Origin of the sequence: Stenotrophomonas terrae, assembly GCF_001431465.1 — a bacterium.
Lineage (GTDB): Bacteria > Pseudomonadota > Gammaproteobacteria > Xanthomonadales > Xanthomonadaceae > Stenotrophomonas > Stenotrophomonas terrae.
Map to the genome: position 1 here is coordinate 1 of NZ_LDJJ01000080.1, position 11,989 is coordinate 11,989.

General features: G+C 64.1%; 7 protein-coding genes. All 7 read left to right on the top strand.

The window, feature by feature from the left end; translation table 11 throughout:
* Nucleotides 1-442 precede the first annotated feature (442 nt).
* Complete coding sequence (locus tag ABB27_RS18045; RefSeq protein WP_057630542.1) at nucleotides 443-2,899, top strand: GH92 family glycosyl hydrolase; 2,457 nt, start codon at nucleotides 443-445, stop codon at nucleotides 2,897-2,899.
* A 101-nt stretch (nucleotides 2,900-3,000) separates the two neighbouring features.
* Nucleotides 3,001-4,059 carry a LacI family DNA-binding transcriptional regulator gene (locus tag ABB27_RS18050; RefSeq protein ID WP_057630544.1) on the top strand — a complete coding sequence of 353 codons (1,059 nt, stop codon included), beginning with the start codon at nucleotides 3,001-3,003 and terminating at the stop codon, nucleotides 4,057-4,059.
* Between the two features lie 41 nt (nucleotides 4,060-4,100).
* Nucleotides 4,101-5,408 carry an L-fucose:H+ symporter permease gene (gene fucP / locus ABB27_RS18055; RefSeq protein ID WP_057630546.1) on the top strand — a complete coding sequence of 436 codons (1,308 nt, stop codon included), beginning with the start codon at nucleotides 4,101-4,103 and terminating at the stop codon, nucleotides 5,406-5,408.
* 6 nt (nucleotides 5,409-5,414) lie between these two features.
* Complete coding sequence (locus ABB27_RS18060; protein WP_057630548.1) at nucleotides 5,415-6,410, top strand: carbohydrate kinase family protein; 996 nt, start codon at nucleotides 5,415-5,417, stop codon at nucleotides 6,408-6,410.
* Entirely contained in the window at nucleotides 6,407-7,648 is a 1,242-nt protein-coding gene (locus ABB27_RS18065) for an AGE family epimerase/isomerase (protein ID WP_057630550.1), read from the top strand. Before ABB27_RS18060 ends, ABB27_RS18065 begins: the two co-directional genes overlap by 4 nt.
* A 78-nt stretch (nucleotides 7,649-7,726) precedes the next feature.
* Nucleotides 7,727-10,396, top strand: coding sequence for a beta-mannosidase (locus ABB27_RS18070; protein ID WP_057630553.1), 2,670 nt, complete (start codon nucleotides 7,727-7,729; stop codon nucleotides 10,394-10,396).
* Nucleotides 10,396-11,832, top strand: coding sequence for a glycoside hydrolase family 47 protein (locus ABB27_RS18075; protein WP_057630555.1), 1,437 nt, complete (start codon nucleotides 10,396-10,398; stop codon nucleotides 11,830-11,832). The genes ABB27_RS18070 and ABB27_RS18075 overlap by 1 nt, the downstream gene beginning before the upstream one ends.
* Nucleotides 11,833-11,989 lie beyond the last annotated feature (157 nt).

Here is an 11,989-nt window from a genome sequence, read left to right on the forward strand (position 1 = left end):
CTGGGGAGGGGTTGGCTTTTGTGCCGGATTGTCGGGAAAGCCCCTGCCGAGCATGGCTCGGCACTACCGGGGTTTTGCTGCGATGTTGCGCCGCAGAATGCGTTGGGCGAAATCCTCATGCTTTACTTGGATCGATCTAAATTTTCAGCAATGTGATTCGGGGGAAGCAGTTGGGACTGCGCAGGGCGCATCTCTGGATGCTGCAAGTCACTGAAAACATGGCTGGAAAGCGCTTCGAATGGCCCGCTTTTCGGTGTTTGATCCGCCAGCCGCTGTCGTGACGACTGCCGGGGCTGGCGCCGGGGCCGCCCGTTTTGCTGATGCCTGGCATCTCTCCCCCGTCCCTTGCGGGACGGGCTGGGTATCAGCGGCCCGGCTTGCCCGGGCCAACCTTTGCCGTACCAACATCGTTGCCGCAACGACCGACCCAAGGATCCAAGACATGAGCCGATCGCCGTCCACCGCCCATTTCAGCCGCCCTGCGGCAATGGCCGCCTGCCTGCTGGCATTGAGTTTCGCGCCCTTGCTGCAGGCCGCACCTTCGGCCGCGCTGGAGCGCGAGGTCAACACCTTCATCGGCAGCAAGGATGACGGCAACACCTTCCCGGGCGCGTCGGCACCGTTTGGCCTGATCCAGGTCAGCCCGATCGGCAGCCATTACTCGGGGTGGCGCTATGACGACGAGAAGATCCGTGGTTTTGGCCATTCCTTCATTTCCGGCGCCGGTTGCTGGGAGCAGGGCGGGCAGGTGTCGGTCCTGCCGGTAACCGGCAGCATTGGCCCGGGTGGTGATTTCGATACCAAGGACCCCAAGCGTTTCGATCACAAGAATTACGCATCGGCCTATAGCCATGACGGTGAAGTAGGGCAGGCCGGCTACTACAAGGTCCGGCTGACCGACTACCGCGGTATCGACGTGGAAACCACCGCGCTCACCCGCGCCGCCGCCGAGCGCTATACCTTCAGCGCCGGTGTCAATGAAGGCCAGGTGCTGGTCAACGTTGCGCAGGCCAACGAGCGCCATTCGGTGATCGGCAGCGTCATCGATGTGGTCGGTGACCGCGCGGTGGAAGGCAAGCTGGTCACCAAGAGTTTCTGCGGTGGCCACCAGTACACGACGTGGTTCCGCATCGAGTTCGATCGTCCGTTCAAGGCGCATGGCACTTGGGGCGAGGAAGGCGGGCTGCCCGGTGCGCGCCACAGCATGGAAGGCGAGGCCAAGCCCAATGGCGCGTGGTTGAGTTTTGACCTGGCCGATGGCCGCAGCGTCACCGCCACCAGTGCGATCTCGCATGTGGATGCCGAAGGCGCGCGCAACAACCTGCGCAGCGACGGCATGCAGGGCGGCAAGCTGTTGAGCTTCGAGCGCATGCGCGCGCTGTCGCAGGCGCAATGGCGCGAGCAGCTGGGCAGCGTCAAGGTGGAAGGCGCAAGTGCCGATGACCGCAGCGTGCTGTATACCGCGCTGTACCACGCACTGCTGCAGCCGATGACCGGCAGCGATGCCGATGGCCGCTACCGCGGTTATGACGACGGGATTCATCGCGCCGATGGTTGGACCTATTACGAGTATTTCTCGCTGTGGGATACCTACCGCACGCAGAACCAGTGGCTGGCGCTGACCCGCCCGGACGTCGCCCGCGATATCGGTCGCAGCCTGCTGGCCATCAACGAACAGGGTGGCTGGCTGCCGCGTTGGGGCTATGCCAACTTCGAAACCAATGTGATGACCGGTGACCCGGTAACGCCGTTCATGGTCGACCTGTGGCGTTTCGGTGCGCTGAAGGGCCGCGAGGCGGAAGCCTGGGGTGCCCTGCGTCGCAATGCGTTCGAAGTGCCACCGATCAATTCGCGTCATGCGGGGCGTTCCGGCAACGCAAGTTATCTCGCCAACGGTTATGTCGGTTATGACCGTGCGTTCCCGTCCAAGGGCATGGATGTGGATCCGCATCACGGTGGTTCGGCAACGCTGGAATACGCGCTGGCCGACTGTGCGCTGGCACAGATGGCCGATGGCCTCGGCCATGCTGACGATGCAGCTACCCTGCGTGCTCGCGGCGGCAACTGGCACAAGGTATGGGATGCGGATGTGCGTGATGCCGAGACCGGGTTCACCGGCTTCCCGCGTCCGCGCGACGAGAACGGCAAGTGGTATACGCCGGCCGATGGCCATTACAGCCCGCGTTCGCAGCACGGCTTCCATGAAGGCACCGGCTGGCAGTACCAGTGGCTGGTGCAGCAGGACGTGCCGGGCATGCTGCAGGCCATGCATGGCCGCGAGCAGGCCGGCAAGCGCCTGGATGCCTTCTTCGCCTATGACGCCCTGCTGCAGGCGCCACTGACCGCCGCGCGCAAGGAGTGGGTGGTCGGCCCGTACAGCTATTACAACCAGTACCGCTACAACCCCAACAACGAGCCGGACCTGCATGCGCCGTGGATGTATACGTTGATCGGCCAGCCGTGGAAGACCGCTACCGTGGTCCGCGCCGCGCAGCAGCTGTTCACCAATGCGCCGAACGGTGTCACCGGCAATGATGATCTGGGCACGATGTCGGCCTGGTACCTGTTCAGCGCGCTGGGCCTGTACCCGGCGGTGCCGGGCAGTGGCCAGTTCCTGCTGCACGCGCCGCGCTACAGCAAGGCCGAGATCACCCTGGGCAACGGCCGCAGCCTGCGCCTGCAGGCCCCGGGCGCTGACGGCCGCAGCCTGCAGTACATCCAGGCGGTGCAGGTTGACGGCAAGCCGCAGCCGGCGGTGTGGCTGGATTGGCAGCGCCTGCAGCAGGGCGGCGATGTCCGCTTCACGCTGGGCACGCAGGCACCCGAGCAGGGCTGGGGCACCGCAACGGCCGACCTGCCGGTGTCGTACTGCGCCAGCCCGGGCAGCGCCCAGCCGTGAGCACGGGCCGCACCAAGGCCGCAAAGACAGGAGCGGGCACCGCAAGAAGCGGTGACCGCGATCCTATAGGCTTGGCGCATCCTGGAACCGCAGCGGAAACGATGAAAGAAACCTCTACCGGCGCCAAGGGCGCACGCAAGGCCGGCCAGCGCGCAGTCACCGTCACCGACATCGCACAGGCGGTGGGGGTGTCGCGGGCGACCGTGTCGCTGGTGCTGCGTGGCAGCCCGCTGGTCAATGTCGACACCCGCGCCAAGGTCGAGGCGGAGCTGCGCAAGCAGCGCTATGTCTACAACCGCACCGCCGCCAACCTGCGCCGGCGCACCTCCTCATCGATCGCACTGGTGATCAATGATCTGTCCAACCCGTTCTTCGCCGAGTTCGCCTCGGGCGTGGATGAGGCGCTGGGCGGCAAGGGTTATGTGACATTGCTGGGCAGTACCGGTGAATCACCGCAGCGGCAGCAGGCGGTGCTGAGCACCTTGATGGAGCACACCCCCACCGGCTTCATCCTGTCGCCGGCCGAAGGCAGCGATGCCGAAGAGTTGCGCCATGTGCTGGGTACGCACGCCAACGTATTGCTGTTCAACCGTGAGTTGGCTGGCGCGGACTGGGACTTCCTGACGTTGGACAACCAGCACGGCGCCTATATGGCGACCCGTCACCTGATCGAACGTGGACATCGCGATATCGCGTTCTTCGGCGGCCATGCGGTATCCAGCTCCTGCGCACAGCGCCGCCGCGGTTACCAGCAGGCCTTGAGTGAAGCCGGCCTGCCGGTGCATGCGCAGTGGATGATCGAGTCCGCCCCCAATCGACTGGAGGCGGCCGCGCGTACCGGTGAATTGTTCGAAGGCGCACAACGTCCCAGCGCGGCGGTCTGCTACAACGATACGGTTGCTTTGGGCCTGATGTTGGGCCTGACCTCACGCGGCATTCGGCCGGGCGGCGACTTCGCCGTTACCGGCTTCGACGATATCTCCGAGGCTGCGGTCGCGGTGCCACCGTTGACCACGCTGACCGCCGATCCGCGCGAACGTGGCCGGCAGGCCGCAGCCTTGTTGCTGCAGCGGCTGGACAACCCGGATGCGGCACCGATGCGCACCGTCGCACCGGTGCAGCTGCGGATCCGTGAGAGCAGTGCAGCAAGGCCACGTTGAGTTCGTAACCCCACTTCGACTACCGCATCCAGGCAGCCCACATGCAAATACCTACATCGCCATCGTCTACATCAAGCCAGTCGGCACCCGTGGTCAATACGCGCGTGGCCTTGGCGGTGGCGACCACCATCTTCTTCATGTGGGGCTTTCTTACCTGCCTCAATGACATCCTGATTCCACACCTGAAGTCGGTGTTCGAACTGAACTACACCCAGGCAATGCTGGTGCAGTTCACGTTCTTTGGTGCCTACTTCCTGATGTCGCTGCCGGCCGGGCGCTTGGTGGCACGGCTGGGCTACAAGCAGGGCATCGTCGCCGGGCTGGTCATTGCCGGTATCGGTGCACTTGGCTTCTGGCCGGCGGCCGAATTGCGTGTCTATGGTGCCTTCCTTGCGGCCTTGTTCGTGCTGGCCACCGGCATCACCGTGCTGCAGGTGGCTGCCAATCCCTACGTCGCGCTGCTCGGCCCGGAACGTACCAGCTCCAGCCGCTTGACCCTGGCACAGGCGTTGAACTCGCTGGGTACGGCTATTGCGCCGATCTTCGGCGGCATGCTGATCCTGGGCAATACGGTGAAGAGCGCCGATGAGTTGACCGCGCTGCCGCTGGCTGACCAGCTGGCCTACCGCGCGCAGGAAGCGCAGTCGGTACAGGGGCCGTATCTCGGCCTGGCGGTAGCGCTGTTCCTGCTTGCGCTGTTTGTATTCCTGTTCCGCCTGCCGTCGCTGAGCGAGAACAGCGAACAGGCCGACAGTACGCGTCACAGCTATGGCGATGCGCTGCGCCACAAGCACCTGCTGTTCGGTGTGCTGGGAATCTTCTTCTATGTGGGTGCCGAGGTGTCGATCGGCAGCTTCCTGGTCAATTACCTGTCGCTGCCCAATATCGGCGGCTTCAGTGAGCAGCAGGCCACGCATTACGTGTCGCTGTACTGGACCATGGCGATGATTGGCCGCTTTGCCGGTTCCGCGTTGCTAGTGCGGTTCTCGCCGCGCAAGCTGCTGGCCCTGTTCGCCTTGATCAACGTCGGCCTGCTGGCATTGACCATGGCCAGTGAAGGCGCGCTGGCGTTGTACTCGGTGGTGGCGATCGGCCTGTTCAATTCGATCATGTTCCCGACCATCTTCGCGCTGGGTATCGAGCGCCTGGGGCCGTTGACCAACAAGGCTTCCAGCCTGCTGATCATGGCGATTGTCGGTGGCGCGGTGGTGCCATTCCTGCAGGGCGTGCTGGCCGACCGCATCGGCGTGCATCACTCCTTCATCCTGCCGTTGCTGTGCTACGGCTACATCATTTTCTACGGGCTGGTCGGTGCACGCGCCAGCGCCGGTGTCAGCCAAAAGGACTGAGGCCAGATGGGCAAGATTGTTTGTTTCGGCGAAATTTTGATCGATCTATTAGCGCAACCGCCGGCCTCGGCCGACACCCCGCGCGCCTTCCTGCAGTACGCCGGCGGGGCCCCGGCCAATGTCGCCGTGGCCGCAGCGCGGCTGGGCGCCAGCAGCCATTTCGCCGGCATGCTGGGCCGCGACATGTTTGGTGATTTCCTGCTGGAAAGCCTGCAGCAGGCCGGTGTTGAAACCGACTGCATCGTGCGTACCGACCAGGCCAAGACCGCGCTGGCTTTTGTTGCCCTGGATGCACACGGCGAGCGTAGTTTCAGCTTCTACCGGCCGCCGGCGGCGGACCTGTTGTTCCGTGCCGAGCACTATCTGCCAGCCTGCTTCGACGGCACCGCCTGCTTCCACGTCTGCTCCAACAGCCTTACCGAGGCGGACATCGCGGCGGTGACGTTCGAGGGTATGGAGCGTGCACGTGCGGCCGGTGCGGTAGTCAGCCTGGATCTGAACCTGCGCCCGGCGCTGTGGCCGGTCGATGTCGATCCGACGCCGCGTCTATGGCAGGCGCTTGAGCGTGCGGACTTGATCAAGCTCTCGCGCGAGGAACTCGATTACCTGGCCGCACCATTGGGCACCGATGGCGAGGCGCAGGTGCTGCGCCGCCTGCTGGCCGCACAGGCGCAGTGGGTGATCGTCACCGATGGAGCGGGAACGCTGCGTTGGTATACCCGCCACGGTGAAGGCGAGGTGCCCAGTTTCCGTGTGCAGGCGGTGGATACCACCGCTGCAGGCGATGCGTTTGTCGGCGGTGTGCTGGTGGGCCTGGTCGAACGCGGTGGTGCGGGCGCGGGCTTTGCCGCGTTCTGCAAAACCCCCAACGCCATCCACGGCACGCTGCGCTTTGCCGCCGCGGTGGGCGCACTGGCGGTGACCCGTAAGGGCGCATTTGCCGCGATGCCCGCATTGAATGAAGTGCAGCAGCTGCTGCAACAACAGGAGGCCACTGCATGACCAGCACCCCGGATTTCCGTTCACCGGCCTTCCTGCGCGCGCATATCGCCGACACGATGGCCTTCTACCATCCGCATTGCATCGATCCGGACGGTGGCTTCTTCCACTATTACCGTGACGACGGCAGCATCTATGACCGCAGCCACCGGCACCTGGTCAGCAGCACGCGTTTCGTCTTCAACTACGCCATGGCCTACCGCGAGTACGGCAATGCCGAGTACCTGGAAGCGGTGAAGCACGGTGTGCGCTATCTGCGCGAAGTGCACCGCAACCCGGCTACCGGCGGTTATGCCTGGACCCTGCGCGATGGCAAGGTCGAGGACGACATGAACCACTGCTACGGCGTGGCCTTCGTGCTGCTGGCCTATAGCTGCGCGTTGAAGGCGGGCATCGAGCAGGGCCGGGAGTGGATGGATGAAACCTGGCAGCTGCTGGAGCGCCATTTCTGGGAGCCGCAGCACGGCCTGTACCGCGACGAAGCCGATGCCAACTGGAACTTCACCGGCTACCGCGGCCAGAACGCCAACATGCATATGTGCGAGGCCATGCTGGCCGCGTTCGAAGCCAGCGGCGAACAGCGCTACCTGCAGCGCGCATTGCAGCTGGCCGACAACATGACCCGTCGCCAGGCGGCCAAGGCCGGTGGCCTGGTGTGGGAGCACTACGACATCGATTGGAACATCGACTGGGATTACAACCTGGACAATCCCAAGCACCTGTTCCGTCCCTGGGGTTTCCAGCCCGGCCACCAGACCGAGTGGGCCAAACTGCTGATGATCCTCGACCGCCATGTCGATGCCGACTGGTTGCTGCCGACGGCGCGGCATCTGTTCGATACCGCCATGACGCGCTCCTGGGATGAGGCACGTGGTGGCCTGTATTACGGTTTCGCGCCGGAGTCGCGCCGGCAGCCCAACATGGACGGTGCCGCGATCGGTGGTGACAGTTTTGTCTGCGACGACGACAAGTATTTCTGGGTGCAGGCCGAGTCGCTGGCCGCCGCCGCGCTGCTGGCCAAGCGCAGCGGCGATGCCGGCTACTGGGCGTGGTACGACCGTCTTTGGGCGTATTCGTGGCATTACTTCGTCGATCATCGTTACGGCGCCTGGTTCCGCATCCTCGATGCCGACAACGGCAAGTACGACGACGAAAAGAGCCCGGCCGGCAAGACCGACTACCACACCATGGGCGCCTGCCACGAAGTATTGAACGTGGTACGCGAGCAGCAGCCGGGCTGAGGCCCGGCAACGTCAAGCACTAGCGGAGGGGCTATGCGGCAGCGTTTGCAGGAAAAATTTGGATCGATACAAATTGGCATGCGCGGTGTGCGGCGCGCCTTGTTGTCGTGTGGGTTGCTGGTCGCGGCGGGAAATGCACTGGCGGCCGAATTGCAGGCGCAGTGGAGTTTTCGTCTGCTGCCCGGTGATGCGCAGCTGCAGGCGCATCCCGGCCTGGACGCGTGGAAGCCGGCCACAGTGCCCGGCAGCGTGCACACCGATCTGATGGCTGCCGGTGTGATTGGTGATCCTTACGTGGGTGCCGCAGAGGCGGGTTTGCAATGGATAGGCCTGGGCGACTGGGAATACCGCGCACGCTTCGATGTGGATGCGGCAACGCTGGCGCGCCCGCATGCCGAGTTGCGCTTCGATGGACTGGATACCTTTGCCGAGGTGCGTCTCAACGGGCACCCCTTGCTGAAAGCTGACAACGCGCATCGCACCTGGCGTGCCCGCGTTGACGGCCGCCTGCGCGCGCAGGGCAATGAACTGCAGATCGTGTTCCGCTCGCCTATCCGCACGCTGCTTCCGCAAGTGCAGGCGATGCCGCACAAGATCGCCGGCAACTATCCCTCGCCCTACGGTGACGAACCGAAGGACGCGATGGTGGGCAACTTCGTGCGCAAGCCGGCCTACCATTTCGGCTGGGATTGGGGTCCGCGTTACGTCATTGCCGGCGTCTGGCGGCAGGTACATCTGGACAGCTGGGACCAGCAGCGCATCACCGATCTGTCGGTGCGCACCGATGCATTGGATGCGGATACCGCGCGGCTGAGCGTGCTGCTGCAGGTTGAGCAGGTGGATGCCGCTGCCACGCAGAAGGTTGTTGTTGATGTGCTCGGCCCGGACGGTGCCAAGGTCGCCCAGATCAGCCAGGACATCGCGCTGAAGCCGGGCGAGAACAGCGTGTCGCTGCCACTGCAGATCGACAAGCCACGGCGTTGGTGGCCGGTGGGCTATGGCGCCCAGGATCGCTATACCGTGCAGGCGCGACTGGGTGACGGCAAGCAGGATGCATTGGCGTCGAGCGTGCACATCGGCCTGCGTACCGTGCAGCTGCAGCGCGATGAGGACGAGGACGGCGGCCAGGGCTTCGCCTTCGTCATCAATGGCGTGCCTGTGTTCGCCAAGGGGGCGAACGTCATTCCCTTCGATGCCTTCCCGGCACGGGTCACGCGCGAGCGACTGCGGCGCGACCTGCAGGCTGCGCGCGATGCCAATATGAACATGCTGCGCAACTGGGGCGGTGGCTACTACGAAGACGATGCCTTCTACGACATCGCCGACGAGCTGGGCTTGCTGGTGTGGCAGGACTTCATGTTCGGTGGCGGCATGCAGCCGGGTTATGACCCTGCGTTCCGCGCCAATGTTGTGGCCGAAGCTCGTGACAACATCCGCCGTCTTCGCCACCACCCCAGCATCGTGCTGTGGTGTGGCAACAACGAGGAAGAAACCGCGTGGAAGGATTGGGGCCACGGCAAGACGCTGAAGGAAGCCGATCCGGTGTTCGCGCAGAAGGTATGGCAGGGCTATGTGGATCTGTTCGGCAAGGACCTGCGCAGCGTGGTTGCCGAGGAAGGCCTTGGCGTGCCGTATTGGTCCAGCTCGCCCAGCAATGATCTGGATGCCAAGGCCAACGACTCGCGCCGTGGTGACAAGCACTACTGGGAAGTCTGGGGTAACCCGGCCTTGCCGCCGACCGCCTACCTGAAGGAAACCCCGCGCTTCATGTCCGAGTACGGACTGCAGGCCTGGCCGCAGCTGTCGACGGTCAATGCCTTCGCCACGGCTGAAGAGCAGCAGATTGATGGCCCGGTGATCCAGGCGCACCAGAAGTTCCTGGCCGGCAAGGGCAATGAACGACTGCTGCACTACATCGAGATGGAGTTCGGTACGCCGCGCAACTTCGCCGACTTCGTTTACCTGAGCCAGATGATGCAGGCCGAAGGCATCGCGCTGGCAGCGCTGCATCACCGTGCTTCGCGGCCCTACACCATGGGCTCGCTGTATTGGCAGCTCAACGATGTGTGGCCGGGTGCGTCGTGGTCCAGCGTGGATTACTACGGCAATTGGAAGGCGCTGAACTACCAGGCCAAGCACTTCTTCGCCGATGTCGCAGTGGCAGCGTTGCGCGATGAGGGCACGACGCGCTTGAGTCTGCTCAACGATGGCCGCGATCCGCTGGATGCACAGTGGCAGCTGCGTGTGCTGGATTTTGACGGCCGTGTGCTGCGGCAGGAACGCAAAGCGATCCGTTTGCCAGCGCTGTCGGCGACCGCAGTGGCTCGCTTCAGTGATGCCGAACTGCTGCAGGGCGCAGATCCGCACCGCAGCGTGGCGATCTTCGAATTGACCCGCGGCGATGAAGTATTGGCGCAACGTCTGGTCTATTTCGTCGCCGCCAAACAACAGGTCTTGCAGGCCGGTCAGCTGCGCACCGCCTTGCGTGCCGAAGGTGATCACTACGTCTTGCAGCTGCGCGCCGATGCATTGGTGCGCGGCATCTGGATCGGCTTCGATGGCGCGGGCGCGACCCTTGAAGACAACGCCTTTGACCTGCTGCCCGGTCAGACCCGCGAGCTGATCGCCCGCAGCACCGCTCCGCTTTCCACCCTGCGCACAGCCCTGCAATTGCAGACGCTGGGCGACACCCTGCAGTCCCGTCCCGTTGCATCGCAAGACAACGCTTCCGTCGAGAGGATTCACTGATGACCCGTTCCCTGCGTACCGCCCCCCTGGTCGCCGCGCTGATGCTGGCGCTTTCCGCCTGCAGCCAGCAGGCCGCCGCTCCCGCCACCGCCCCGGCCGCACCCGCCGCCGCTACTGCAGCGAGTGCGGATGCCGCCGTGCCTGCGGTGGATGATGCCGAAGCTGCCCGCATGGCCGAACAGGTCCGCGAGGCCACCCGCCACGCCTGGCAGGGCTATATGCAGTACGCCAAGGGCCACGATGACCTGAAGCCGATCAGCGCGCAGCCGCGCGACTGGTATCCGAAGCCGCTGCTGATGTCGCCGGTGGACGCGCTGGACACCTTGCTGCTGCTTGGCCTGGACAAGGAGGCCAACGAGGCCCGCGAACTGATCGTCACCCAGCTGTCGTTCGACCAGGACATCGACGTACAGAACTTCGAAGTCACCATCCGTCTGCTGGGCGGCCTGCTGTCGGCCTACCAGATGACCAACGACGAGCGCTTGCTCAAGCTCGCCGATGATCTGGGCACGCGCCTGTCGCCGGTATTCGACAGCCCGACCGGCCTGCCGTACACCCACGTCAACCTGCATACCGGCAAGACCAGCGGCAAGATCAGCAACCCGGCCGAGACCGGCACCCTGTTGCTCGAGTTCGGCACCCTGGCCAAGCTCACCGGCAAGCAGGCGTACTACGACAAGGCCAAGCGTGCGCTGGTGGAAACCCATAAGCGTCGCTCCAAGATCGGCCTGGTGGGTTTGAACATCAACGTCGAGACCGGCGAGTGGACCAACAAGGACGCCTCGATCGCCGGTGGCATCGACTCGTACTACGAGTACCTGCTCAAGTGCTGGAAGCTGTTCGGCGACGAAGACTGCAAGAAGATGTGGGACGAGAGCATCGGCCCGATCAACCAGTACCTGGCCGACGAAGTGCGCGAAGGTGAGCTGTGGTACGGCCACGCCGACATGGATACCGGCACCCGCACTTCCACCACCTATGGCGCACTGGATGCGTTCATGCCGGGCCTGTTGGCACTGGGCGGTGACCTGGACCGCGCCAAGCGCCTGCAGGAATCCAATCTGAAGATGTGGCGCCTGCACGACATCGAACCGGAGTCGCTGGACTACGCCAAGATGGAAGTGCGCTCGCCCAGCTATGCGCTGCGCCCGGAGATCGTCGAATCGGCGTATTACCTGCACCATTACACCGGCGATGCGCGTTACCGCGGCATGGGCAAGGAGTTCTTCGATGACTTCGTGCGTTACACCCGCACCGAGCATGGCTTCTCGGCGCTGAAGGACGTCCGCAGCAAGGAGAAGGACGACTCGATGGAGAGCTTCCTGTTCGCTGAGACCTTCAAGTACTACTACCTGCTGTTCGCCCCGGCCAAGACCCTGGACTTCAACGGCGTAGTCTTCAACACCGAAGCCCACCCGCTGCGTCGTACCTGGTAAGAACGGAAGACAAAGCCTGCTTTGACCCACCCGGAGCCAGGCTTCCCAATGAACCAACCGAAGCTAGGCTTCCTCCCCTCTCCCGCTTGCGGGGTGAGGGGGGTAGTTCGCGAACCAAAGGTTCGCTACCCCACGAACGCCCTTGCGCCAGCGCAAG

Excerpts from the sequence above, each read along its gene's own strand:
- ABB27_RS18065 (WP_057630550.1), top strand. The coding sequence starts at position 6,407 with ATGACCAGCACCCCGGATTTCCGTTCACCGGCCTTCCTGCGCGCGCAT.
- ABB27_RS18050 (WP_057630544.1), top strand. The coding sequence starts at position 3,001 with ATGAAAGAAACCTCTACCGGCGCCAAGGGCGCACGCAAGGCCGGCCAG.
- ABB27_RS18045 (WP_057630542.1), top strand. The coding sequence starts at position 443 with ATGAGCCGATCGCCGTCCACCGCCCATTTCAGCCGCCCTGCGGCAATG.
- ABB27_RS18060 (WP_057630548.1), top strand. The coding sequence starts at position 5,415 with ATGGGCAAGATTGTTTGTTTCGGCGAAATTTTGATCGATCTATTAGCG.
- ABB27_RS18070 (WP_057630553.1), top strand. The coding sequence starts at position 7,727 with ATGCGCGGTGTGCGGCGCGCCTTGTTGTCGTGTGGGTTGCTGGTCGCG.
- fucP (WP_057630546.1), top strand. The coding sequence starts at position 4,101 with ATGCAAATACCTACATCGCCATCGTCTACATCAAGCCAGTCGGCACCC.
- ABB27_RS18075 (WP_057630555.1), top strand. The coding sequence starts at position 10,396 with ATGACCCGTTCCCTGCGTACCGCCCCCCTGGTCGCCGCGCTGATGCTG.